Origin of the sequence: Microbulbifer jejuensis (genome assembly GCF_047289955.1) — a bacterium.
Classification (GTDB): domain Bacteria; phylum Pseudomonadota; class Gammaproteobacteria; order Pseudomonadales; family Cellvibrionaceae; genus Microbulbifer.
Map to the genome: position 1 here is coordinate 15,044 of NZ_JBLBUB010000025.1, position 23,743 is coordinate 38,786.

Annotated in this window: 27 protein-coding genes and 1 pseudogene; 5 read left to right on the top strand and 23 right to left on the bottom strand. The window is 47.3% G+C overall.

Annotated features, from left to right (window positions below; genetic code table 11):
* Positions 1-10 precede the first annotated feature (10 nt).
* The 3 genes from ACL7TT_RS15575 to ACL7TT_RS15585 all read left to right on the top strand — a co-directional run bounded on the left by ACL7TT_RS15575 (position 11) and on the right by ACL7TT_RS15585 (position 3,115).
* Positions 11-601: a hypothetical protein gene (locus tag ACL7TT_RS15575; RefSeq protein ID WP_413396766.1), complete on the top strand. Its 591-nt coding sequence runs from the start codon at positions 11-13 to the stop codon at positions 599-601.
* Positions 602-1,032: 431 nt separating this feature from the next.
* Entirely contained in the window at positions 1,033-2,106 is a 1,074-nt protein-coding gene (locus ACL7TT_RS15580) for a 3-deoxy-7-phosphoheptulonate synthase (protein ID WP_413396767.1), read from the top strand.
* A gap of 274 nt (positions 2,107-2,380) precedes the next feature.
* Positions 2,381-3,115: an alpha/beta fold hydrolase gene (locus ACL7TT_RS15585; protein ID WP_413396769.1), complete on the top strand. Its 735-nt coding sequence runs from the start codon at positions 2,381-2,383 to the stop codon at positions 3,113-3,115.
* Positions 3,116-3,221: 106 nt separating this feature from the next.
* Here ACL7TT_RS15585 and ACL7TT_RS15590 read toward each other — a convergent pair whose 3' ends face one another.
* Together ACL7TT_RS15590 and ACL7TT_RS15595 are read right to left on the bottom strand one after the other, a co-directional pair.
* On the bottom strand, positions 3,222-3,479 hold the full coding sequence (locus ACL7TT_RS15590; RefSeq protein WP_413396771.1) for a DUF1214 domain-containing protein: 258 nt from the start codon (positions 3,477-3,479) through the stop codon (positions 3,222-3,224).
* Between the two features lie 228 nt (positions 3,480-3,707).
* Positions 3,708-6,357 (bottom strand): annotated as a pseudogene (locus ACL7TT_RS15595) (Tn3 family transposase); the annotation flags it as partial.
* 142 nt (positions 6,358-6,499) lie between these two features.
* Here ACL7TT_RS15595 and ACL7TT_RS15600 point away from each other — a divergent pair.
* Positions 6,500-7,075, top strand: a complete 576-nt coding sequence (locus ACL7TT_RS15600) for a recombinase family protein (protein ID WP_413396773.1) — start codon at positions 6,500-6,502, stop codon at positions 7,073-7,075.
* A gap of 15 nt (positions 7,076-7,090) precedes the next feature.
* Complete coding sequence (locus ACL7TT_RS15605) at positions 7,091-7,765, top strand: helix-turn-helix domain-containing protein (RefSeq protein WP_413396775.1); 675 nt, start codon at positions 7,091-7,093, stop codon at positions 7,763-7,765.
* On the opposite strand, the gene ACL7TT_RS15610 is transcribed toward ACL7TT_RS15605, so the two are convergent.
* The 21 genes from ACL7TT_RS15610 to ACL7TT_RS15710 form a co-directional block, all read right to left on the bottom strand.
* On the bottom strand, positions 7,745-8,083 hold the full coding sequence (locus ACL7TT_RS15610) for a DUF1801 domain-containing protein (protein ID WP_413396777.1): 339 nt from the start codon (positions 8,081-8,083) through the stop codon (positions 7,745-7,747). The two genes, ACL7TT_RS15605 and ACL7TT_RS15610, sit on opposite strands and share 21 nt — an antisense overlap.
* A 4-nt stretch (positions 8,084-8,087) precedes the next feature.
* Positions 8,088-8,528, bottom strand: a complete 441-nt coding sequence (locus ACL7TT_RS15615) for a VOC family protein (RefSeq protein ID WP_299945109.1) — start codon at positions 8,526-8,528, stop codon at positions 8,088-8,090.
* A 114-nt stretch (positions 8,529-8,642) separates the two neighbouring features.
* Positions 8,643-9,422, bottom strand: a complete 780-nt coding sequence (locus ACL7TT_RS15620; protein WP_413396779.1) for a hypothetical protein — start codon at positions 9,420-9,422, stop codon at positions 8,643-8,645.
* A 215-nt stretch (positions 9,423-9,637) separates the two neighbouring features.
* On the bottom strand, positions 9,638-9,937 hold the full coding sequence (locus tag ACL7TT_RS15625) for a hypothetical protein (protein WP_413396781.1): 300 nt from the start codon (positions 9,935-9,937) through the stop codon (positions 9,638-9,640).
* Positions 9,938-10,001: 64 nt separating this feature from the next.
* On the bottom strand, positions 10,002-10,484 hold the full coding sequence (locus tag ACL7TT_RS15630) for an outer membrane lipoprotein-sorting protein (RefSeq protein ID WP_413396782.1): 483 nt from the start codon (positions 10,482-10,484) through the stop codon (positions 10,002-10,004).
* 309 nt (positions 10,485-10,793) lie between these two features.
* Positions 10,794-11,564, bottom strand: coding sequence for an ABC transporter permease (locus tag ACL7TT_RS15635; RefSeq protein WP_413396784.1), 771 nt, complete (start codon positions 11,562-11,564; stop codon positions 10,794-10,796).
* Positions 11,537-11,755 carry a hypothetical protein gene (locus tag ACL7TT_RS15640; protein ID WP_413396786.1) on the bottom strand — a complete coding sequence of 73 codons (219 nt, stop codon included), beginning with the start codon at positions 11,753-11,755 and terminating at the stop codon, positions 11,537-11,539. Before ACL7TT_RS15640 ends, ACL7TT_RS15635 begins: the two co-directional genes overlap by 28 nt.
* Entirely contained in the window at positions 11,752-11,964 is a 213-nt protein-coding gene (locus tag ACL7TT_RS15645; RefSeq protein ID WP_413396787.1) for a hypothetical protein, read from the bottom strand. The genes ACL7TT_RS15640 and ACL7TT_RS15645 overlap by 4 nt, the downstream gene beginning before the upstream one ends.
* A 53-nt stretch (positions 11,965-12,017) precedes the next feature.
* Positions 12,018-12,326 carry a hypothetical protein gene (locus ACL7TT_RS15650; RefSeq protein ID WP_413396789.1) on the bottom strand — a complete coding sequence of 103 codons (309 nt, stop codon included), beginning with the start codon at positions 12,324-12,326 and terminating at the stop codon, positions 12,018-12,020.
* 117 nt (positions 12,327-12,443) lie between these two features.
* A complete protein-coding gene (locus tag ACL7TT_RS15655; RefSeq protein ID WP_413396791.1) occupies positions 12,444-12,728 on the bottom strand; it encodes a hypothetical protein in 285 nt (94 codons plus the stop codon).
* Positions 12,725-13,459, bottom strand: coding sequence for an ABC transporter ATP-binding protein (locus ACL7TT_RS15660; protein WP_413396793.1), 735 nt, complete (start codon positions 13,457-13,459; stop codon positions 12,725-12,727). The genes ACL7TT_RS15655 and ACL7TT_RS15660 overlap by 4 nt, the downstream gene beginning before the upstream one ends.
* Positions 13,459-14,193 (bottom strand): hypothetical protein, encoded by a 735-nt coding sequence (locus ACL7TT_RS15665; protein WP_413396795.1) that lies wholly within the window; start codon positions 14,191-14,193, stop codon positions 13,459-13,461. Before ACL7TT_RS15665 ends, ACL7TT_RS15660 begins: the two co-directional genes overlap by 1 nt.
* An 18-nt stretch (positions 14,194-14,211) precedes the next feature.
* Positions 14,212-14,466, bottom strand: a complete 255-nt coding sequence (locus ACL7TT_RS15670) for an acyl carrier protein (RefSeq protein WP_299945131.1) — start codon at positions 14,464-14,466, stop codon at positions 14,212-14,214.
* A gap of 2 nt (positions 14,467-14,468) precedes the next feature.
* Positions 14,469-15,602 (bottom strand): hypothetical protein, encoded by a 1,134-nt coding sequence (locus tag ACL7TT_RS15675; RefSeq protein WP_413396797.1) that lies wholly within the window; start codon positions 15,600-15,602, stop codon positions 14,469-14,471.
* Positions 15,599-16,513, bottom strand: a complete 915-nt coding sequence (locus ACL7TT_RS15680; protein ID WP_413396799.1) for an alpha/beta hydrolase — start codon at positions 16,511-16,513, stop codon at positions 15,599-15,601. Before ACL7TT_RS15680 ends, ACL7TT_RS15675 begins: the two co-directional genes overlap by 4 nt.
* 21 nt (positions 16,514-16,534) lie before the next feature.
* Positions 16,535-18,475, bottom strand: a complete 1,941-nt coding sequence (locus ACL7TT_RS15685; protein WP_413396801.1) for an NAD(P)/FAD-dependent oxidoreductase — start codon at positions 18,473-18,475, stop codon at positions 16,535-16,537.
* Between the two features lie 5 nt (positions 18,476-18,480).
* The gene (locus ACL7TT_RS15690; protein WP_413396803.1) at positions 18,481-20,328 is read right to left on the bottom strand and encodes an acyl-CoA dehydrogenase; all 1,848 of its coding nucleotides are present in this window, start codon (positions 20,326-20,328) and stop codon (positions 18,481-18,483) included.
* Positions 20,321-21,343 (bottom strand): hypothetical protein, encoded by a 1,023-nt coding sequence (locus ACL7TT_RS15695; RefSeq protein ID WP_413396805.1) that lies wholly within the window; start codon positions 21,341-21,343, stop codon positions 20,321-20,323. The genes ACL7TT_RS15690 and ACL7TT_RS15695 overlap by 8 nt, the downstream gene beginning before the upstream one ends.
* A 2-nt stretch (positions 21,344-21,345) precedes the next feature.
* Positions 21,346-21,873, bottom strand: a complete 528-nt coding sequence (locus ACL7TT_RS15700) for a hypothetical protein (RefSeq protein ID WP_413396807.1) — start codon at positions 21,871-21,873, stop codon at positions 21,346-21,348.
* Positions 21,870-22,706: a hypothetical protein gene (locus ACL7TT_RS15705; RefSeq protein WP_413396808.1), complete on the bottom strand. Its 837-nt coding sequence runs from the start codon at positions 22,704-22,706 to the stop codon at positions 21,870-21,872. The genes ACL7TT_RS15700 and ACL7TT_RS15705 overlap by 4 nt, the downstream gene beginning before the upstream one ends.
* The gene (locus ACL7TT_RS15710; protein WP_413396810.1) at positions 22,703-23,743 is read right to left on the bottom strand and encodes a hypothetical protein; all 1,041 of its coding nucleotides are present in this window, start codon (positions 23,741-23,743) and stop codon (positions 22,703-22,705) included. Before ACL7TT_RS15710 ends, ACL7TT_RS15705 begins: the two co-directional genes overlap by 4 nt.

Here is a 23,743-nt window from a genome sequence, read left to right on the forward strand (position 1 = left end):
CCAGTACCGCATGCGCGATTACCAGCCGGGTGAGGACGGGGGGGATAATATTCCGCAATTGGGGCAGGTTGCCCAACGCTGGCTGCGCCACGCCGGCACCGTTGCCCACGAGACCCTGGCCACCATTGCGCAGACAGATATCGCGCAGTGGAACGAGATACGCCTCGCGCAGCAGCGTACACTCTGGCAACTGCGCTTGTCGCAATTGGGCCTGTCCGGCAGTAACCTGGACCGTGCTGCTGAAAAAGTGGCAGTTGCCGTGCGCAACAGCCTGAACTGCCCTACCGGATGCTGGCTACTCGATAGCACATCGGTGCAGGATGCAACCTGTGAACTGGAACTCCACAGCGGCGGGCGGCATCTGCGCCGCGCATTCGTGGACCGCACATTTATCGATACCCAGGGTGTACGCTGGATCGTGGGCTACAAGACTGCCGAGCCCGGTACCGGAGAAAATCAGGCGGCGTTTATTGCCGCCCAACTGGAGCACTACCGCACCCAGTTGGAAACCTATCGGAAACTCTTTTATACCCGTGGCGAACGCAATATTCGCTGTGCCCTGTATTTCCCACTACTGCAACAACTGGCCGAACTGGTTTGAATATACCGTGAGTGAGCGTGCCAGCCCGACAATAAGCACAATTTGGCCGCTCACCTTTGCGCCAAAAGACTTACCAGCGGGTCGGAAGGAAAGAATTCCCCTCTCCCAGGACACGCTGTGAATACTTCCTTGTACGCTCGTAATCGGCATCCATGCCTCATACGATCCAGGGAGAGGGGTATTCTTCCCTCCTGCTTTACTAGTATCCGCCCTACTTCCTCGCTTGCCCAATCACCATTCACCGCATCACCGCCAAATTCCAGTAAGGTGCCAAACTGTTACAGGATGGCTGCCGCCTAATTTCCCAAGATAACACCCAATATTTGGTTGCACATGAAACCCTCGCCCAAGCCTTCTCAGCACAGTAGGATAAGCGATCCGCGCGCGAATGTGCGCCGGACAACAAAGGAACAGAGTAGCCAGTAAACGCCATGAGCACACAGCAGTTCGACGACTTGAATGTTGTCTCCCAGGAAGTTCTGATCAGCCCGCAAACCCTCAAAGTGGAACTCCCCATCAGTGCCGCCGCGGAGGCCGCCGTTGCCAAGGGGCGCGCCGCAGTGCGCAATATCCTGGACCGCAAAGACCACCGCCTGATGGTGGTTATCGGACCCTGCTCCGTCCACGACGTGAAAGCCGCGATGGACTATGCCCATCGCCTCAAGGAGGTGGCGGACAAGGTCGCCGATACCCTTCTGGTTGTGATGCGCGTCTATTTTGAGAAACCCCGCACCACAGTGGGCTGGAAGGGGCTGATCAACGACCCCCACCTGAATGATTCCTTCAAGATCGAAGCGGGGCTGCATATCGGTCGCAAGCTGCTGCTGGAGGTTGCCGAACTGGGCCTGCCCACAGCCACCGAAGCCCTGGACCCGATTTCGCCCCAGTACCTGCAAGACCTGATTTCCTGGTCCGCTATCGGCGCGCGCACCACGGAATCCCAGACTCACCGGGAAATGGCCAGCGGCCTCTCTTCCGCCGTGGGCTTCAAAAACGGCACCGATGGCAGCCTGGAAGTGGCTATCAATGCATTGCAATCCGTCGCTAATCCACACCGCTTCCTGGGCATCAACAAGCGCGGTCAGGTGGCTATCATCCACACCAGCGGCAACCAATACGGCCATATGGTGCTGCGGGGTGGCAATAACAAACCCAATTACGATTCTGTCAGCGTTACCATGTGTGAACAAGAACTGCGCAAAGCCAATATCACTCCCAATATCATGGTGGATTGCAGCCACGCCAATTCCAACAAAAATCACGAGTTGCAGCCATTAGTAGTGAACAATGTGACCCACCAGATTCTCGACGGCAACCGCTCGATTATCGGCATCATGGTGGAGAGCAACCTGAAAGCCGGCAACCAAAAACTTCTGCCAAACCTGGATCAAATGCAATACGGGGTTTCTGTGACCGATAAGTGCATCGACTGGGAAACCACCGAATACCTGCTATTGGACATGGCTAAACAATTGCGCGAACCACTCCGATCCCGCAACCAATGACTGGTTTATGATTCACCCGGCAATCCAGGAAATTGCAAAAACAATAGGGCACCGGGAGTGACCAACACCACACCGAGGCCGGCACTGATCTTTAAAATATAAACCATGCTGGGAATGGAGCAATACTGTAGCACTCTGCCGGGGACACAGGTTTCAGCGTAGCTTCGCATACACACCGAGCCGAACGAACGACCTGGGCCGGCTGGGGATTTGATCCCAAGGTGTTAACCCCCCGCATTCTGCCCGGATCACAAAGCGAAATGACAACTTCCCTGTGAAAATTCTATTATTGCCGGGGCTGGATGGAACGGGATTGCTCTTCAGGCATCTGATTGAGGCCCTGCCAGAGTCCCTGGACCTTGAGGCTATTTCTTTTTTCGATTTTCCGCAATCAAGCTATCTTGAGCAGGCACAGCGTCTGGCGGAACTGTTTTCTGATAGGCAGATTTTTTTAGTTGCTGAGTCCTATTCTGGACGGATTGCTTATGAGTTATGCAGTTTGATGAGCGGCAAGATCAAGGGTGTGGTATTAATCGCCAGTTTTATTTCCCCTCCATCCAAGGTCTCCAGACTGGCAGTCCCACTTTGCAGATACGGGATTAAACCCACAAGGTTAAACCAATGGCTCGCCAATATGGTTGGCTTCAATGGGTATGGCTCCAGAAGACAGGTTCACGAAACCTTTTTCGCACTTGCAAAGACACAGGGGGAGGGACTGCAAGAGCGCGCGCGCAATATAGCGCAGCTTGATATCCCGATCATAAAACACACTGTGCCCACCACCTACATCCGCCCCAGCAGAGATCATCTGGTCAATAGGGGCGCAGTGAATATTATTGACGCATTATATTGTGACCTGGAAATCATCACTCTGCCTGGCGGGCATTTTATTGCCCAATCCAAACCCGCAGAATGCGCCAGGATCATAGAACTGGCAGCTTTGTCAGCTTTATCAATGAGGAAAAAATTGCCCGGCTTATACGGCGATAGGAGGCTTGAGGGATTATAGGTAATGCCCACAAGAAAAAACACCTGATCTGAATTAGACCGATTGTATCGACCAAAAGGGAAACATTTCCATAGTGTGGATACCAATCAGCTGCAAAGTTGCAGCTTTATTTATAGGTGCTACTTTTTACGATTGGTGGTGGTGACCATCTATCAAAGAGCACGGCTGGCTTGGGTGCATACAACCGCATCAATACGTTAAATTCCCCTTTCGGTGCCGGCAGCCAGTTTGCCTCTTTATCCTTGCCCGGGCTCTGGCTCTGGATATAGATCACAACGGAACCATCGTTGCCTTTCTTCAAATCCATCCAACTGGATATGGCAAATTGCCATAAACTCCCATGGTATGGGTATTCATTACCCATCCATTGACAACTGGAGCCATATTACCGATTTCCTGTGCCATCCGTTTCCGGGCTTCTTTTGGCGCCTCCTGCAGGGCCTGTTGCAACCGGGTGTCAAGACGATTGAAATCGAAGCGCTTTTCTCTGCTAATCCCGAGATGTTCAATCCTCGCGAGTTGGGCCTGATCTGTCAGGTGCGGCCGGGTTGTGTTGAGCAATTTCGCAGCGTATGCGAAGAATTGTTTTCCAGGCATCCTTCAAGGCGTGATGAGCCTCACCCTTATTGAGGCCGATTTGAGCGCGGCGTTGCATGTCAGTGTCGAGCAGCCATTCGATGATAAACAATGTCCGCTCGATGCGCCCGATTTCTCTCAGCGCAATGGCCAGATCATGTTGCCGTGGCCGTGCCGCCAATTTCTTCAGAAGCTGGCTGGGCTGCATCCTGCCTGAAAGCATCGTCGCAATGCAGCGCAGAACATCCGGCCAGTTGGCGATGATGGTGGTTTCCCGGATTTTGTCACCCACCAAACCCCTCAGTTCAGTCGGGACACCTCGCCGATCAAAGACATGCAGCCGTTTGGACGGCAAATCCCTGATGCGCGGGATGAACAGATAGCCAAGCAGCGAAGTAGCGAAGTAGCGGCAAATACGAGATCGGTGAAGCCGCCTGTATCGGCCTATTGTTCCCTGATCCGTTTGCCCGTTGGGTTCATCAGCAACCCATCCAGAATATATGGGGCCTCGTTCACCGTGGCAGGGATAACCTGCGTTGCAAAGGGACCATATTGATCTGATACATGGGTATAGGGTTTCAAGCCCGGCTCATGGCCGTATTTCGCATTGATCAGATTCATCGCTTCACCCTGTCGCGTGATGGGGAAGAATTGCCCATCACTGGAAGCGGTTTCACCGGCACCCCAGTATTTTGCCATTGGTAACTGTGCCTGCGCTTCGATCACGATGGCCAAGGCCCGATTGATAGCTTCACTTTCCACGTGCCAGTTTGAAAGCCGTGCCAACTGAGTAAAACTATGCGTGCTGCTTGCCCCGGCTATCTTGCTCAACCCGAGATTTAAGCCCTCGGCCAGAATGACGTTCAGCAACCCAAGCCTGTCCTTACAGGGTGCTCCGGTGCGCAGATGGGTAAAGGCATCTGTGAGCCCGGTATCATTGTCCACATCCATGAGGATATCCGTAATCCGCACCTCCGGCAGGCGGTGATAAAGATCAAGGATGAGGCTATCGGCTTCAGCGGGTACATCAACTTCAAACCGATCGACACGCAACCGGTCATCCTCGATGACACCACCGGGGAGGGTTCCGTTTTTAACCGCCATCGCAAGCCTGTGCAGCCCGTCTTCCAGCCGTTGTTTTCGATCTGCGATCCAGACTTCCGGTTCCAATGGCATCGACAGACCCATAGTCTGAGCGGCCTCGACCGGAACCAGGGCCTGTTTCATGTCGCTGTAGCGGCGGGAATGAGCAAGCCAGACATCCCCGGATCTGAAGGCTTCGCGCAGATGGAACAAAACCGCGACGACCCAAAGGCGGTCCCGGTTGGTTTCCGGATTCCGCAAGTGAGTTCGCCACTTCGACTGTGGCTGAAGAAAGGGCGCAGAACGACTTGGAACATCGCGCTTGTCGCGGATCACATCGGTCGCCGCCAGCAACGGCTCAGCCACACTGGCTCCCGCGATATCCAATACTGCCAGCATTCACGGGGCATAGAGCTTGAAGCGGTGATAGCCCTGCTCGACATAGGCCAGGGTATCCGCCTTGACGGCCTTACCGAGTGCTCCGGCTGTCGCGACGAGGTTTTCCAGAGCATCCCAGCCACAGGAAGCATCCACGGCACCGGCGACAGCCACCTCATCGCCTTTGGCCAGCAACAATGTCGTGCCCAACATCTCGAACCCGGCCAGGGTTGCTGCGATCTCCGATTGCGCCGCGGCAACACGAGCACCGCAAATCCTCTTTGCCTCTCGCCATATTGACCCCACGATCCGGTCGTGGGTTTCGATGACGGTATCTGCGATGGCAGCTGACCATTCCACAATGCATGCGGCGAGAATGGCCAATCGGCGATCACTGGTGATGTCCCGAAGACCATCTGTAAAATAGCGCTCCCCCTGACGGCGCAATTGTGTGACCCGATGCACTGGGATGTCGTCTAGAACCGCAGGTGACAAGCCAATTCCTTGCAGAAATTCCAACCGATCAAGCTGACGGTTCATATCGGCAGAGTTCTTGCCGACCTCGAACTGACGCAGCCAAATGAACCGGCTGACCCGACCATCCACCTCTTCGTTTAGCAAGGCATCAAGGCGAACGCGCATCTTGCTATCGAGACGCGCGACAATACGCGCATCGATTCGCCGTTCGGCGTCAACCAACGCATCCGCACAGTGACGTTCTATTCTGGTTGGGCCGGGCAAGACGATCTGGCGCCGCCGACACTCTTCCACAAACCCGCGCACTATGCCTTCACTGGATTGTGCGGCCTCGGCGTGCTGGTCGAGCCAACGTTTCATCTTCTTTGCAGCTTTGCCCGTGAACATCTTGTACCCATATATCTTACGCAAAACGTCAAGGTGTTCGTAACGGGTGTTTTCTCTGGCAGCGTAGGGAAGAAGATCGTCAGGCTTTAGGCCAATTTGGGCAGCCACAAAACGCAAGACAAGCTCAGGGATCACCTCACCTGCATCCAGCAAGCGGCCCGGATACCGAAGAGCGCAGAGTTGGAGCGCAAAGCCGATCTGGTTCTCTGGCCGCCGCCGGGTGCGGATATGCGCGATGTCTTCATCATCCAATCTGTAGTGTTTCAGCAGCAAAGCCTCATCGACAGGAAGATCAAAAGCGCCGCGCGTTGTCGCACGGTCAGAACCGCTCGGTGTGCCATTCAAAGTTATGTCCGTAAGAGGTCCGATGAACGGACGATTTTTCGTGATTCGCTCTGCCCAGAAAAACTGGTGCGGGAAGCGTCTCGTATAGGTAGTACGATAAAAATTGCAGTGAAGGGGTCATATACGTACAGTTCTGCCATGAACACCACGCTTATCAGATACGTCCGCTGCTCGACCAACGATCAGGACCTCACCGCCCAGAAACAGGCGTTGGAAAATCTCGGCGTTGCTTCGGATCACATCTACACCGACCACGGCCTGACCGGCACCAGCCGCGCTCGCCCTGGTTTGGATCAGGCCATTGCCGCTGTGCGGGAAGGTGACACGCTCGTCGTGCCCAAACTCGACCGGCTGGCTCGATCCGTGCCAGATGCCCGCGCTATCGCCGATCAGCTCGAAGCCAAAGGCGTCAAGCTTGCTCTCGGGGCGTCCGTTTATGACCCAACAGACCCAATGGGCAAAATGTTCTTCAACATCCTCGCCACTTTCGCTGTGTTCGAAGCCGACCTCATCCGCATGCGCACCCGCGAAGGCATGGCCATCGCTCGTGCCAAGGGAAAATTGCGCGGAAAGCAGCCAAAGCTATCTGACAAGCAGCAGAAAGAACTCTGCCGTATGCATGGAACCGGAGAGTATTCAATCAGCGATCTGGCCGAAGTGTTTTCCGTGTCCAGACCAACAATCTACCGAACCCTCAACCGGCACCAGACCTGACTTTCGCTGATGTTTATGACTGAAACAAATATCGAGCAGCCACCTTATTTTCATCAATGGTCTTACACAGTTGAGACAGACGAAACATCAATCGTTTTGCCTGATGGCTGTACGGATATTATTGTCATCTCCAATGACGAGTCGGAAATCAGCGGGCTTCATTCGACGAGCTGGGACATATCACCAAGACGGGTACGCCTGCGTGCTGGCACATCGTTGACGGGCTTTCGGCTAAGGCCCGGAGCTACCATAGATCTTCGCGACCTGGGCACCGAAGCATATAGCGCGGCCAATCTCGCCGCGCAGATCAGCAGCGTCGTGCGACACGATCAGGAGATTACCCAAATCATTGATGACCTTGGTCTGCCGGGGAGGAGCGTCGCCGAATTGGCCAAACAGCAAGGCGTATCAGAAAGAACTTTGCAACGTCACTTCAAAGGTCTCTCGCTACCGTCGCCGGGATTCTGGCGTCAATTGGGACGCGCCAGGCGGGCGGTTCAAGCACTCCCCTGCCGCGTTCCGCTAACTGAGATAGCACTTGAGTACGGCTATAGCGATCAGGCCCACATGACGCGCGAGTTTGTACGTTGGTTCGGAAAGACGCCCGTTCAATTGCGTCGCGACCACGCCACTCTTAAAGACCTGGCCCAACCCGGCCTTGGCAATTGGTCAAGTCAGGCTGTTCTGTAACCTGTATGCCTGTCTCAGAAAATCCTTACTCTCCTTGTCATCAATGTCAGCCATACTAACGAACTTTAGGTGCCTGCGGTGTTTGCCGCTCCCCTCAAGGATTTTCTTCGGGTCGTCCAATTGGGCTCCGTTCGTGAATTCCAGAGAAACGTGGTTCTTATACTCGAAGACGCCGCAGAACTGCGACTTTGGCTGCCCGAGGGCACTCTGGATGATCGTTCCACCATACTTGGCCACGAATTCCGCATCAGGGGCGACAGAATGGACAAGAGCTTTCAATCGCCCAGCAATCTCGGCTCTTATCGTCTCATCCATCATGACGTCATCCCGGAAGCTTCACAGCGGAACAAATCTCGATCAGATAGCCGTTCGGGTCCGACACATAAGACGTTGTCTGCCCCCATGGTTCATCACGCACGTCTTGAATGAGCGAGGCACCGGCATTGAGCGCATTTTGAAGGGCACCAGAGACATCATCCGTCTCAAAAGCGATCTCAAATGTCGGATTGTCACTCTTCGGTGATGCCGGGTTCTTGCCCAATTGTTGCATGAGAGCCGTTGAGGAAAAGGCCAATTTGGTCGCTCCGGTGACCAGTTCACCATAGTCGCCGCTTTCGTGAAGGAAGCCACGCTCAAACCCGAATGCCTTCTCAAAGAAGATCAGCGAAGACGCGACATCGTCGACGTATAGAATTGTGTAGCGAAAAATCATCTGAGTTGCCCCCGGTTTGCGTTTGCAGGCACAAATAAATGCTGTCAGCATGGGGTGTCTTGAAAAAAGCCGACATTCATCCGTGTTGTAGAGACCATCAAGTATGGGCCCACTTGCTGAATCCGCCGCTCGTAAGGCGAACAGCCGCTCAGCCAAATAATCTGTTTAAAGGGGGATTTGGCACTCAGCCGCACTCGACCCCTTATTGGGAATCAGGCCATATTCACAACGTTTGCAACCGGTGAACAGCTGGGCCTGGAGCCGGGTACTGAAATGTTCAGTCCAGTTTTGAGTACATTCCAGGCTCTGGAGCTGGCTATGATCATCCATGTTGTAGTGAATACTCTGGCGATATTGAAACTTTTTTTCAAGTCGGGTATTACCCCACATAAAGAACAAGTACTCCCGTCGCAGCTGCCCTACTTTGAGCAAATCATAGCTGTTGATCAGAAACTCAGCGGCATCCTGTGCCTGTGTGGACTGCAGGCTCATCTGGGCAAGGTCAACCTGCGCTCGCACCTGATTCCACTCCGTATTTTCATACCCGTGGGTATTATGCAGATACTCTGCTGTAAACTCCCAGCCGCCATTGAGGCTGATTTGAGTGCCCAAGACCATTTTAAGATACCCTTGCCTCTCTGTATGGTCGTAACGGAAATGACTGACCACCGGCAATTCCCGCTGCTGCTCCCAAGCTGCCTCCAGGCGCAGTGTCATTCTATCCTGCGCCAGTGTACTCAACCCCAAAGCGGCAGTAGTGTCTCCCCCTTTCAATCGGTGAAAAATCGACTGCGTATCCAGATCGCCCTCGCGATTGATCCTGAGCGCCGTCTGTAACCCCTTTTGCGTAAAAGCGCGATCTGACACCTTGCCAACTCCATCGGCGACTTCGACAGTATAAAGACCAATATTCCAGTCCCCATAACGCAGATCGATGTGAAGCATGTCCCAACCCTGTTGCTGGATGAGGATATCGGAATCGAGACTCGGGCGATCATATACAGGTTTGAGAAGGTTCGCTGTTGTCCAATGATAACCATTGCTCCACTGAGGCTTGTGACGACCGATATTAATTCCAAATCTTTTATTCACACTGTAATAAGATACATATCCTTCCAGCAAATAGTGGCCAAATTTTCCCACCGAGCTTCCGCCTTCATCTATCTGGTAATGTTCGAAAAATGCGAGGCGTGTATAGGCCGAAAATAGGGGCCGGCCGCGAAGTGGCCATTGAGATCCAGTGCCAACTGTGTGTTGCCTATGGGAAACATCAGTTCACCCGTGTCGAAAAATTGCTTTTCCCTGACAGAGTTCAACTCATGGTAAGCAACAACAGAAGCTGAACACTCCTTAAGTAAACCCGTTTTTACTGTATCAGTAGGTTTGATATCATCGGAGAAATGGACTTGATCTGCCTCATTGGAAAACGGAACTTTATACTCGATGGTATCATTGTTCATAGCGGCCCCCAACAAAAAAAATGGACAACCTATGATCAGACCTTTGCCAAATTTGACTGTTTTTTTAATTAAGCCTGCCCAGGGACTCTTTCTGGAAAATAGCGGCATCCAGCACCTCCAAACGATAGTCATCGAACCTCATCCAGGTGTAACTATCCTTCATTAGAGCATCCACCAACAATAATTTATGCAGTTTAAGCTCGCCTTCATAGAATTTGTACTCTTTGTAGTAAGCAGTTTTCAAAAGACGTTTTGAACGAGAATAGAATTCACTTTTGAATGGCTTATTACCTGCATATTTTTCCATCCAAACTTTCACAGATGAATAAGTAACACTGGGATATTTTGCGGTCAACTTCAATACCCAATACTCTTTCCCCACTATTGATTCTTCTCCATATATTTCCGCATCGTAATTATTGCTGAAGCTGGCACCCACAACATCACCATTACTGATTTCACCAAGTAATCGTTGAGATGGGGCAACACGGATAAGCCGGCGGGTACCAGGAATATAAAGCCACATATTGGTATTTTCTTTCAACATTGCCCGACCTCTTTCACGAGCGGGCGACTGAAAATAAATAAGAGATTTATCATTATAAACTTTTATGTAAAGTTTATTGCTTCGTGGGTCCCTGTTTTTTTATAACTTATATTGGTAATATTAAAGCTGAACCCCTGATCCCTATAACCGCGCACCTCATCTAACCTATTGACTAACGATTCGACAGAGATTTGCTCCGAAACTGAATGATTGAAATCCGTCAACAAGAAAAAAAGAAAAGCCAAACGATATCCATCCATCACGGCACCAAATAGTTTGAATCCACTGGATCACAAACAACAACCGCTATCAGGAAAATCTCAATGCATCTACAACTGCTATTCTGGATGCCTTTACAGCGGGATATACACAGGAAAAAAAAGCAGTCAACACACCCAGCACAAACGTTTTTAACAAAATATCCAGCGCAATTAATATTCGTATTGGATAGTCTTCAGTACTGCCGGGCGGCCGAGGCATCATCCACTCCCCAAAATTAACTCCCCTAGCCATTAGAATTCCGCCCAGCAGACCGAGCAGGCCTCCGATAACCCCCAGAAACATTGATTCAAGCAGAATCAACCCAACAACCTGTGTTGGCGTCCCTCCCATCGCCCTGATGGTGCCAAGTTCACGGGTACGTTCCATCACCGACATTAGCATTGTATTCGATATACTTAACGCTATAATCACCAAAACGATGACTGTAATAAAGTCAAACACACCATCGAACAGCCCAACCACCTGGTGGTAGTAATCCGCTAATTCCTCCCAGCTTTTCAGCTCGAACACCAGTCCATGTTCACGAAAAGCCATCGTCAGCTTAGTAACAGACTCAGACGTCATACTTGTTTCCTCCAACAGTACAAGCAGGCGGGTCACATCGGATGTATACAATAACTCCTGCGAAAGAGACAGATTTACTCGCAACAGTCTGTCATCCAACACTTTGACACCTGTGTTGATAACACCCGCAACCTGTACATCGACTGCATTGATTGCACCATCTCCAGTGCTCCCCAGCAGGGTTAAATAGTCTCCAACCTGTGGATTCAGAGCGTTAAAAAGTCCTTCCCCCAAGTGGGCGCGGATCTATCCTCTGCAAACAAATCTTCACCATCTACAATGCGAATAGCCGAAGAAAGCAGAACTTTCTTCTCAGCCGTTATACCAATACCGGATATCGCAATAGATTGCTTACCATCACTCAGCAATCCATTGAATTTCAATCGTGGAGCCACAACCAATGCTTGCGTTTTCTTATCAATCACCCGACAATTTGCTCCAGAACGGGCGCGGGAACCATGTAGCGCTCAGGATCAATATTCCCATACTGGCTATAACCTTTGGCGTAAACCTGGATATGACCGGGTTGTGAACGGATCATACTCTCACGCATATCCTCATATATCGACTGGACAAAACCCCCAAATACGACCAAACTGGCACAACCAAAGACAATTGCTACCAGAGTAATCAAACTGCGTCTTCGATGCCTCACTATATTCAATAGTGCAACTTTCCAGCCCAAAGTCATTTTGACAGTGCTTCCAATGACAAACGGGATTTTTGGGCCCAGCCTGTTTCTGAAATCGCCAACTTTTGCCATAACAGCCTGGCTTCTTCTTTCTGCTTATTTCTGCTGTAAGCCTGCGCCAGGTTAAATTCAACCAATGCAAGAAATTCTTTTCCAAATTTTTCGCCGATTTTTTGCCTGACCATCTCCAGGTCCTCTACTGCATAGTGGGCCCTTCTCAAAAAGGCTGGCATATTTGCACAGCTGATGCCACGTTGAAGCCTAGCACCCAGATTGAACGGCCACTGCTTCACCGCCCTATCCATTATTCGGTTACCTGTTCTTGAGAATAGTACGAGCTTGCTAAACTCATTAGTATAGAAACTGGATTTATATGAAATCGTAGAACCCAAAGCCGCGTCCAATTCTGCGTCATCATTTAGCTATTCTCGCAACTGTTTCAAGTGCTCTTCTAAAGCTACCACCTCCTCAACACGAGCCTCGGAAGACGAAGTCAACAAGGCCAATTGAGTGAGATAGGCTGCCTTTTTATATTCAGGCGAAGAATTACTATCCAGGGCGGCAATAAGACGGAGCCTGTCAGAATAATTGGCAGGAATTTCTGTTGGCAGAATATAATCCACAGCCCATGCCTTGAAAAAGCAGGCAGTTAAAGCCAGCATGACAACGAAGCGCAAATAAAAAATGTGCAAGACGTTGGTTATCATGTCTGGGTTTCCTGCGCACCGACGCGCTTCAACGTCTGTCTAGCAGAAGTCACTGCTGCTACAGCGCTATCATTGACCAATTCACCATCGCAAAGGGTAATGACCCTAGACGCCAGGTTTGTAATATACGCATCATGCGTTGAAATAACAAAAGTGATGCCTTGATCCCTATTCAAATTTTCTACCAGCCGCATAATATTTTCAGAGGTTCTGGAGTCTAAATTTGCAGTTGGTTCATCTGCCAAAACAATATCCGGTTGAGCAACTATGGCTCTGGCAATAGCGACACGTTGCATTTGCCCGCCTGACATCTGCGCGGGCCGCAGGCTACCCAGCTTCTCCAGACCGACATCTCTCAAAGCCTGAACCCCTTGTGATCTGGCATCCCGGACACCACTCAGTACCAAAGGGTATATCACGTTTTCCAAGGCGGTGAGTACGGGCATCAAATTAAACGATTGGAATACAATACCGATTTGCCTGCGCCTTAATACGGAGCGCTTGTGTTCGCTGAGCGTTCCGATATTCACGCCTCTCACAAGCACACTACCGGAATCACTTTGATCCAATGCCGATATAATATTCAGCAAAGTACTCTTACCACTGCCACTGGGGCCTGTGAGCGCAACAAGTTCGCCCTTATCCATTGAAAGGGTGATATTCTTAAGCGCATCAACCCAGGCATTTCCGATCAAATAACGCTTTGAAACACTGGTAAGTTTAACCAGCATCAGTTGCCATCCAAAGCCACAAACCGTTGTGTTAGCTCCTTGCAGGATGCCTGCAGGATGTATGGACAACGCGCCAAGACCATCGCCTTTTGATAATAATTGGATGCAGTAGCCATATCCGCACTATCCTCCCGTTCTTTAATAAGATAGGCATTAGCCAACGCTATATAGATCAGTTGCTTGGCTTCCATGGATATGGCTTTCGGCGTCTCACTTATCAACGCATTAAACCAGGCTTCATCCTCAAAGACGCGATGGAAAAAACCACCGATTGGACCCACATAGGCAAAAGTCAACAAGCGAATCAGACGAACACTAAAATCTGAATTTGCTTCGAGCGCAGCCGCATCCACTTGACCCATGGCATGACGCAAACGATAGAGTTTATAAATACCCATCAATGGGTCAAACATAGCACCAGCTAATTTCCCCTCGTTGGAATAAAAGGCAGCCTTGATCAGCATATTATCAGGCTCTTTCCGATAGGCTCTTCCTAATAAACCAGCTGCTTTACCTATCTCATTGTGTTGGCTGTACAATTGCCCTAATTGCAGCATCGAGGCCGTGTCAGATTTATTCTCGTCAAGCCTTGCATGAAGAAAATTTAACTGTTTATCGTCGCGCCCACTATAGGCTATTTTCTCGAATTCGATGGGTGCTGAACCTGAAAACCAGGCAACAATATTCCCAATACCCATACCTATTAATAGTATTACCAGCCATTTCTTAATCATTGATGGATCCAAAGAAGTTTACGCTTCAACAGAATTTTCAATAAGTTGGCTATCCATTTCCTGTAGCGTAGTATGCTCATCAAAAACTAGATTTTCAGGATTCATTACACCAGGATAGAGCTGTTCGCAAATCAGTATTACTTCAACGATATTCAGCGAGTCTATCCCCAGATCGGCAATGGGCATATCAGGGTCAACAGAATCGACATTCAACATAAGTGATATTTGTTCACAAAGCACCTTGACTTTACTCTCTATAATCTCTGTAGACATCATTAATCTCCATTAGTATGGTGCACTTTCAAATTATAAAATCTCAACAAATAATCCAGAGTTAGAGTAAATAGATAGATCCGATGCTCATCTTTACAATGTTTATATTGTAATTTAATGAGCTTCGCACTAATCATAGGAGGGATAAAAAACCAGTTGCGAGCAAGCCACTGGTTTCCGTAAAAGAAAATCCTTTGAAACGAATCATAAATATTGGCTATTGAGTTATCATCAATGGAAAAAGTAGAGCCAAGCGTTGGCTCTACAGTATGGGAATCTACGATCCGGATTTTTGTTCCTGTATTTGAGGCTAATATATTTAACAAAAATCTCTTGAATGGAAAGTTAAAATTAATATCTATATATTCTTCAATTTCCATATTACACCCGGAGCTATTCCAACTTAGATTGAGAAATTCAAGCACTCTCAGGGCATGCCCCTTAATATCAATACCACTGACAACATTGTTTTTATGAGCTTTATTAAAAATAAAATTACTTTTCCTATTACAATAAAAACTACCTGGAAGACTACTTCTCTTCACAGTAAATATATTTGTATTACAGGACTTCATACTGTGATAATATTTTGCAAGAAACACGTTATCAAAAGGTGACAACAAGAGAGAAGCCACTCTTGGCAACAGGTTATAAATTGCTGACTTATGCCCCTGTGGTTCAAGCAGCGATGCATGAAAACCACCTTGTTTAGGCATGCGCTTTTCTAACCATATCAGTTCTTTGGCGTTAACTGATACACAATCACCCGGAAACAGCATTCTAACACCCATAAGCAAACATTTTCGATCAATCGAAAAGCCAAAGTATTCCATTTCAATAAGATAACGAAGATCAACCCTATTAACACCCATTTGCAAAAAGGATAATATGTTCTGCCCTAAATACAGTCGGTTATTATTTATATAGTAGAATAAAGCACTGTCGAAAGATTGCGAAATCTGTAAGTAAAAATTTTTTTTACCATGTTTACGAATAACGCCTTGCTCTCCCCCACACCCTTCAAAACTGGTCTTTGTTGAGCTTTTACCATTTATTAGGTTTAGCAGGCAAATCTCTGATCCATTTGCTATTGCAATCGATTTCATCTCTGATTTAGTATCATACCCCTTTTTCACACTTCCACCGCTAGAGAAAAGATTGATGTTGCGTGCAACCAAGATGAAATCAGTTTTGCTGACGCCGAAATAGCAGACATATGATTCGCCCTCGGTATTTCAGTCAGTCGCGAATCTATATCCGGAGAGATAAACCAAGTCATTACCGTATATAGAATATGCGCATCAATCACCTCATCAAATTCTCCAACAATAAAATGACAGGGAATGTCAATACTGCTAAATAACTTAGCATAGTATTTAGCATTATAAGCACCCAGCAGATTGTAGCTGCAGTCGAGAATTCTTTGTTGGTTCCCCGCAATTGATCCCAGTGCAGGAAAGTGTAAAACTGGTAAGTTCCTGAAGTAAGGGATTAGCAGCGCCAGCCAGTAAAGCCACAAGTTCATTTTAGGAAGATTTTTCAGCTCAGACTCTACCAGAGGCTTTGAATATCTTTTCCTACGGAAATATCTGAAAAAATGCCCCCATCCGGATGTGTCGTAATTATGTTTTCTTGTTTCGTCTGTCTGTGTCAGTGGTGGCGCAATCGCAAAAAAAGCGATAATATTCTTTGTTCCATACATCCCCAGATAGCGAAGTGCCACCAGTGCACCTGCACTATGCCCGCCGAGCACGAAATGATGCACCCCTTTCCCCTTCAGGTGATTTACCAGGTCTTGCAAATCATCTTGCAGTTGATCTTGGTAATCCAGATCTCCTGGACGCCCTTCGCTGTTGCCGTGGCCTCGCCAATCCGGCAGACAGACGGTGATACCCCGGTCCTGTACTATACGACCAAACATAAGATACCATTGACTGTTAAATGTACTACCGTGCATACAAATTAACACCGCCTGAGTATATTCTGACGGCAACCAGCGAAACGCTAATTTCTTCCCATCACGCGCTAAAAAAAATTCTTGAGTCACATAGTCCTCGACAATTGGATTTTAAATATTTCTGTTCTTTCCTTGTGTTTTTCTTTGATCGATCGCTGCGTTCATAATACTGTCGGGCTGGCTGCGAGCGAACGCCAAAAACACCGGCACCATTCCAGGCCTGGCAATATAGTCCTGAGTCTGCGCCCAGATTGCCTCAGCTTTCTTTGTAATATTTTTCTGCTCATCCTCAGACAGGTAACCTGACGAATCACTTATATTGACTATCCCGGTATGGAAGGAGTCGGCAGATATAAAAGCCCTAACTTTGGTATTAGTTTGATCAGAAATCATCTCAGATAATTTTTCTGAAATCTTCTGAAAAAGCCATTCTTCATCTTTCTTATTCAAAGTAGGCTTTTCTAGGATATCGGATAGTAAAATACTGTTATGCACCACCATCCTATTGGCGAGCAACGGCAGATCTAATTTAACTTGAACAATCGTAAGGAATATTTCTACCCAAAGTTTGATTCGTAAATCAATACGCCAACCATCACGTCCATTTATACCCATCTGATACACAAAATATTTATAATAATCAGCACCAGATTCAAAAAATCCATCAGAATTTCTTCGATAGTATCTGCCTTCGGATTTTAAAATCTCCGCTGTGGCCAGAAGCTGATTTTGTAGAATCAGCTCCAGCGCCATATAGCCGCGGCGTAAATAGCTTTTACGCTGCCAATATGCCTGGTTTAGATAACTTCCCGATATATAATCCCAGACAATCTCCAGGAAGTAGGCAGCGGTGTTGTAAGCCAGTAAAGGAGAGCAGAGTTCTGCAGAGTCAATAATAGGATAAACATTGGCCACATGCGCGTACAATCCCTGAAAGAACTCCTTGGCAGTTCGATTCGCAATCGGCAATTCATTTTCGAGTATTTTCTGCGCTTTATCTCTGTCAACCTCTCCAATATCCTTAAGCACATATTTTGTGATATGGTCGTTAAACAGGGCAATCATGTCCCCACCGCCACTAAACAAAGGATCGAGAAACATGGCCGAAAATCCGGATGTTGCCCATCTTTCTGCGAAGATAAATTCATCCGCCCTGTAGGCAAGTTGTCCCCAAGCTTCAAAGTCGACAATATCAGCACCCTGTAATAATTCCGAAACCGCCCTGTATTGCATTAGAAAGTTAAGAAAATGTTCTTTTTTGGTCGGCGGATAATTAAATTTTTCTTTTTCCCCAACGACACCAATACTCGTATAACCGCCACTGAGAGGTATTACCCAGATCCAATAACCATTACCTGCGAAGTGGTTCGTAGACAAAAATCTTCCATAGGCTCTTTTTCTCCAGGCTTCATTACCCATTGAGTCAATATCCTGAATGTTCCTAAAACGCCCCCAAGCGGAAAAATGCTTCGGCACATTCTCTAGTCGGGTTAATTTTCTATGCTTCCGGGAAATTCTATTTCGACCGCTGCAATCGATCAGCCAGCGAGCATGCACTGACACCTCATTATCCTCTATTGACAAATCTACCGAATGCCTCTTATCACCTTGTCTTATTTCCATCCTGGTAGCCTTGATTCCCATTATCACTTCGATACCATTATCACGATTCATATCTACCAGGTCTGCTTCCAAACGGGCCCGATCCAACTGAAATGCAGGGTGCGGTGGAATACTGGTGGTTCCATGTTCACTCATCTCAGCAAGAGTTAAATTGTGATCAGGGTTATCGTAGAAGAAACGCAGGCCGTTCTTGGGGAGGTGATTGCGGTAAAGATAATTAACCATACCCAGTTGTTTTATAAAGTAATGGCCCGCCATCTCTACTGTGGCCTCACCTACTTTACCGCGAAATTTACTATTGGCTTCCACTACAAGAATAGATATGTTACGGCTGCCGCGCCTTAGCTGTCGGGCAAGGGTTAGGCCGGCCCAACCTCCACCGATGATGATTACGTCATATTCATATTTTAGTTGTGTGACTGTATTCATCAAAATTATTCCAATTCACTCAACAGAGAACTCCAGTCAGAAAATTCTAATTCACAAAATGAATTGCGATCTTGGATAACATTTAAATAATATTGTGTTCTAGGTAACTCATTTCTGATAAAAAATTTGGCAATAATAATTTTTGAGTTAAAAAATTCTTTATCTTTATCTCTTTTGCACAACTTGCAAGAAGAGACGCAAGCAGCTTCCAGTAGCAACCAGGCCAGAGTAATATCTCCCATCATATGAAGAATCCGGGTACTGTAGGCAGGGATTTTCAACATTTCCTTGCTCTTGACCCAGTCATGTACAACCTTTAATACGGTTTCAAAGTGTCCAAGGGAGTCTTTCAAACAGTTAAATTCGGCTAGGAGCTGCGGATAATCCCCTGCCGTATCAATAAATCTATCAATCTCTATCTTATATATATTGAAAAGTTTACTCGTATTACCCAGCCCCAGCTTGTCTCGAATAAGATCCTGACTTTGGATATAATTAGTACCTTCCCATATTGCCAGTACCTTGATATCCCGAGCATACTGCTCTAATCCCATATCTCGTAAATACCCACGGCCACCACAGGTCTGAATAGCCAGCTCACATATTCTCCAAGCCTGGTCACTGATATAAGCTTTCACAACCGGGGTCAGCAGATCTACCAGACCCTGGTGATGCACTCTCTCCATTTCCTTATCATCGCGCCCCTCAAAAGTATTGATAAGACTCTCCGACAAGGTCAATTTCGCAATTAGAGCACGACAACCCTCTACCTTGGACTTCATTTCTAGCAGCATCCGCTGTACATCGGCATGCTCTATAATGTTGACCCGATCGGCCGTTGGACTAAAGCTCTGATCGAACCGCTTGCCCTGAAGTCGCTTGGAAGCGTACGAAAGTGCGTTATAGTATGCAGAAGAGGCCATTCCCAGAGCATAGACACCCGTGCTTATCCTGGCCTGGTTCATTAACGTAAGGAACTGCAAGAGGCCCACATTTTCCCGTTCACCCAGCAAATAACCGCGGCAAGGACCCTGCGCACCGAAAGTAAGATGTGTATTGGCACACCCTTTGAAACCCATTTTTTCAGCTATAGATATACACTCTACATGGTTAAATCCGCCGAGAGTACCACCTTCATCCACCCAGTATTTGGGTACTATAAAACAAGAAAGGCCGTAGGTCCCCGATCCACTCTGCTCACCCCTGCCCAATACAAAGTAGATAATATTATCAGCCAGATCATGCATACCGGCACTAATCAGATATTTCTCACCAGTCAGCAAATATGTGCCGTCTGTCTGCCTCCTTGCCCTTGTTTCCACTAGAGAGACATCGCTTCCCGCTTGTGGTTCTGTGAGGCACAGGCAAGCAGTCCACTCCGAAGCGGCCAGCCTGTCTCTAAAAAGCGCCTTCTGTATCTCGCTGCCATATCTGTCTAACAAAGTGGATGAGGGCAAGCAGAAACCCCCATAGGCCATAAAGCTGGGATTAGATCCCATAAACATCTCAAGAACCATCTGCAAAATAAATGGTGGTAAAGTACTTCTTCTCTCCCCGCTTACAGAGGTTACATCGGTCCACTCCTGCTTAAATCTTTTCCACATTTCCGGAAAAGACTCAGGGAGCTGAATACTACCAGCCTTTAGCTGGCAACCTTGTTCATCAGCTTGCTGAAAACCGGGACCCAACACTTGATAGGCAAAATTCTTTGCACGCAACAATATTTCGTGCAGGATTTCCGGTGAGCAGTCCTGGTAGAGAGGATGGTCAAACAATTCCCGCGTCTGATAGAATTGATCTTCAATAAGAAATTTGAACTCTCTTAGATCAATCTTATAGATATTTTTAGACATATCCGGTTCCTTGATCGGGCAGGAGCATTCGCCAGCTTCGGGAACCTAATACCCAATGAAATATTTGATTTACCTTCCCTCGATATTTTTTTTGGGGATACTGCAAGGCGTTGCGTATATGCAATAGATGGTTTCCACCCCTGATGTACCCGATATGCCATGCCACACTAAAGTCGGTATAAGCTTGTTCAAGGGAAAGGGTTTTCGTATTGATCAAGCTTGAAACCAAACCGTTCTGTTCAGCAAATGGACGTTCGATTGTGAGACATCCAGCTCTGCCACCGCCACCGAGCGTAATGACCACGAGCTTCTTAAAACCTTCATCTACGAAATACTTATTGATCTCCATGAGAGGTTTAATACTCAGGTAATGCTTTCCATCATCCTCAATACTTGGCAACCAACTGGTTTTTTCTATACAAGAAAATCCCTGTAGCAGGCATTTCGCCCAACGAGATGCAATGTTGAACGATACCACACGACTTGTATCCTGCTCTGCAATAATAGAAGTCATTTTACTCAAATTATTTATCAGGTGCTGAGCACCGTTAAGTGATAGATGCTGAGATAAAATAGTGCAGTTTGATACTCTGTAAATACTCTGCGATTGATAGTTTCTGCATATCCAGGTAACAGCTACCCCGGTAGTCACCTTAAGACCATCCTGGCCTGGTTTTATTCCAACTCCCAGGGCATCCAAACACTCTTGTTGCCGATCTCTGGCGACTTCCAGATTAATAATGAGGGCCTCTGACTCTTTTCTGGTTGAGTAGCTTAGAATGGCTGCATGAAAGCTGGTACAAGCGCTTCCCAGAAATAAAATATCGTGACCGATATCCTCCAGATCGGCAATAAAGCGTATTACACATCGCTCAATCAGTACATTTACTTCCCCTGCAGATACGATATAAATAAGCCTTGGAAGAACCGAAAACATAGACAGGTATCGATTCAGAGAGCACAATAACTGAATTGTTTCTCCACTATTTTCTATCCAGACACTTTTAATAAACATATCTAGACGGCCCTATGCAAAAACGTCGTTTCTACTCCTTCAAACCCATGGACATGTAATCGTTGACAAATACTCTCGACTAAATTCCGACAGTAATCAGGAGAAGAAATCCTTACACGAAAAGTATTTTCCCCGGCCTCCAGAGGATGCCGAATCAGTGTATCCTCAATAACTAAATACGCTTTACCTTCCCGAGTGAGTATCGCCTCTTCATTGGATACATCCTGGAGCATTAACACTTGTTCTTGCAAAAATTCCTTGGGCATTCTTCCGCCCGCCGGCATCTGCATCCTTAACAAGAGTGTTTTGAACTGGGGATTACAACTGTTTATACATTTAAGCAAGCTCACGATAAATTGGTAGTGCTCAGAGTAATTTAATAAAATTGGCACACTATTGACACGAAGACTGGAAAGAGCCAGAAAATCGTCCGCATGTTCAAGGGGTAAAGTTCTGGCAGAGCAAAGCTTTGGCAAATGCGGATAGGGGTTGCGCAGAAGATTCGCCGATATTTGGATTAGTATATTCATATTTTCTCTGACAAATAGAATCTGCTATGTTGATCGGCACTTACCTTCGCAATGCAGTAATAGCCATTGAGCGCCAACGAGCACGCTAAAATCCGCTTGCGCTCTTGAATTTCTTTATTCACACCATGAGTGATAATATTCAACCATGGATCGCTGCCAAAACAATGCCCCCATCTAGCATGAAGATCCGAAAATTGCTCAACATCATTGAGAAGCTTTGAGAAAATTTGACGGGTTTTTTTTGGGAAAAAAGGCAGTGCCAAAGTAAGATTACTTTGTTCCATGATCATTTTGCGGATAATGATTGCAAATTCTGGCATGGTATTGTAAGTTACCGTACAACCCGCAATTATCTCTTTTTCATTATAATGTTCCACTTCAAAAAGCAATGTACAGAGACCAAAACCGCTTTTACCCCAGTTTTTGTTTTTTTTCCAAAAACTCAAGCTCAATATGTTCACATCCAGGATGCTGACCAAGATATAGTGGGCACTTGGGTTTTGTCGCAAATAATAACGGAGACTATACCCCCAGGATGCACATTCATAGGTATTAACGAAACTACTTACTGGCACATAATACTCTCTTTCTATAGGACGGATATCCCGCTCTTTGATCGTTCCCGAAGTGAAAGGTAGTTCTATCATTGTAGAGCAAAGAAAGTGACGACTTATCTTCCTTCTTAATTCTGGGGGTATAACGTTTAGCACTTGCTCACTTTGCTCATAGATTTGAGCTGTGATTGACTGAACGGTTCTCTTTAAGGTGCCATTTGTAGTAATATTAATTGTTTCAATGGGTGTAAACGCGGCGGATTTTAAATACAGGCTCATATCCTGTATTCCTTCGCTTTACTATAGATTTCATAAAAGCACCGATATGAACTGCCTTCCGCTTTTGTAAAAGCCAGAAAATCTCTCTGGCAAATCTTGCTTTTCACTTTACCGGCACACACCAGATCCAGAAGCAGTTCATTGCTTGAAAATTTTATCGCCAGAACCCTGTCTATACTGCATAAAGAGAAAACCGGAGTGGAAATCTGCTCATTGCACAAATAAATAAGGTACTCAATATGCTCTTGGTCTAAGGTGGTGAGCTCCACTTCATTCTGATCATGTAGCCATAAAATATAGTGCATTAGAGACTTGACAAAGCGAGGGCGGATCAAGCTCAGAAACTGATTAACCGCTCCCAATCCCCCTTTCCTGAGCAGCATATCCCTTGAGACTCTCACACTACCATGACAATTCCCCAGTTGCAGTGTCCCAGCCAGAAATGGTTTACCGACAGCAGATTGGTTCAACTGTGCGCAAATATCCGGAGGCAGTAAGAAGGTAGCCGGAAATGGCCGTGTTGACTGCTTGGCAACCACCATGGCAAAACCTAAATTTTGTGCTCCGATCCCATGTATTTTATCTACATTTAATACTAGGCCACATTCATTTTCGATTTGCTCGGTTCTCCAACTATCCAGACTTGGCCCTCCACTATCCGTCATTAGAAAGTGACCGGAAATACCGTGATCAACCCAATTTTTTACCTGGGCATGCTGTTTCTCCGTTGCTGTCAGGCTGATCATCACTGAACCGAAAAGCCCTATCATCTCGTGAAAGTATTTGATCAAACCCTCATTGCGCACGGCGTCGATGACACGATCAATCGCATAGATATGCTCAACCTGTTTTAACGGTTGTTCAATCCGCGGTTCTTTCAGGGGTGCCAACTCTGACAATGGATCTTCAACAATCATCGAGGCATCAAATAGACGAATACATGCACACTCAATTAACCACTGGAAGGATATAGGAACTGGAGAAATTGTAGAAAGCTGTCTTACTATAAAGTCACCTACTTGGGATTGCAGTTGCAT

Coding starts and splice junctions, on each gene's coding strand:
- ACL7TT_RS15650 (WP_413396789.1), bottom strand. CDS start 12,326: ATGGATAGGGCGGTGAAGCAGTGGCCGTTCAATCTGGGTGCTAGGCTT.
- ACL7TT_RS15705 (WP_413396808.1), bottom strand. CDS start 22,706: ATGAGCCTGTATTTAAAATCCGCCGCGTTTACACCCATTGAAACAATT.
- ACL7TT_RS15660 (WP_413396793.1), bottom strand. CDS start 13,459: ATGCTGGTTAAACTTACCAGTGTTTCAAAGCGTTATTTGATCGGAAAT.
- ACL7TT_RS15610 (WP_413396777.1), bottom strand. CDS start 8,083: ATGATGGATGAGACGATAAGAGCCGAGATTGCTGGGCGATTGAAAGCT.
- ACL7TT_RS15600 (WP_413396773.1), top strand. CDS start 6,500: ATGAACACCACGCTTATCAGATACGTCCGCTGCTCGACCAACGATCAG.
- ACL7TT_RS15580 (WP_413396767.1), top strand. CDS start 1,033: ATGAGCACACAGCAGTTCGACGACTTGAATGTTGTCTCCCAGGAAGTT.
- ACL7TT_RS15700 (WP_413396807.1), bottom strand. CDS start 21,873: ATGAATATACTAATCCAAATATCGGCGAATCTTCTGCGCAACCCCTAT.
- ACL7TT_RS15695 (WP_413396805.1), bottom strand. CDS start 21,343: ATGTTTATTAAAAGTGTCTGGATAGAAAATAGTGGAGAAACAATTCAG.
- ACL7TT_RS15710 (WP_413396810.1), bottom strand. CDS start 23,743: ATGCAACTGCAATCCCAAGTAGGTGACTTTATAGTAAGACAGCTTTCT.
- ACL7TT_RS15685 (WP_413396801.1), bottom strand. CDS start 18,475: ATGAATACAGTCACACAACTAAAATATGAATATGACGTAATCATCATC.
- ACL7TT_RS15605 (WP_413396775.1), top strand. CDS start 7,091: ATGACTGAAACAAATATCGAGCAGCCACCTTATTTTCATCAATGGTCT.
- ACL7TT_RS15575 (WP_413396766.1), top strand. CDS start 11: ATGCGCGATTACCAGCCGGGTGAGGACGGGGGGGATAATATTCCGCAA.
- ACL7TT_RS15655 (WP_413396791.1), bottom strand. CDS start 12,728: ATGATAACCAACGTCTTGCACATTTTTTATTTGCGCTTCGTTGTCATG.
- ACL7TT_RS15620 (WP_413396779.1), bottom strand. CDS start 9,422: ATGCTTCACATCGATCTGCGTTATGGGGACTGGAATATTGGTCTTTAT.
- ACL7TT_RS15615 (WP_299945109.1), bottom strand. CDS start 8,528: ATGCTGACAGCATTTATTTGTGCCTGCAAACGCAAACCGGGGGCAACT.
- ACL7TT_RS15625 (WP_413396781.1), bottom strand. CDS start 9,937: ATGAACAATGATACCATCGAGTATAAAGTTCCGTTTTCCAATGAGGCA.
- ACL7TT_RS15590 (WP_413396771.1), bottom strand. CDS start 3,479: ATGGGTAATGAATACCCATACCATGGGAGTTTATGGCAATTTGCCATA.
- ACL7TT_RS15690 (WP_413396803.1), bottom strand. CDS start 20,328: ATGTCTAAAAATATCTATAAGATTGATCTAAGAGAGTTCAAATTTCTT.
- ACL7TT_RS15630 (WP_413396782.1), bottom strand. CDS start 10,484: ATGTTGAAAGAAAATACCAATATGTGGCTTTATATTCCTGGTACCCGC.
- ACL7TT_RS15665 (WP_413396795.1), bottom strand. CDS start 14,193: ATGATTAAGAAATGGCTGGTAATACTATTAATAGGTATGGGTATTGGG.
- ACL7TT_RS15670 (WP_299945131.1), bottom strand. CDS start 14,466: ATGTCTACAGAGATTATAGAGAGTAAAGTCAAGGTGCTTTGTGAACAA.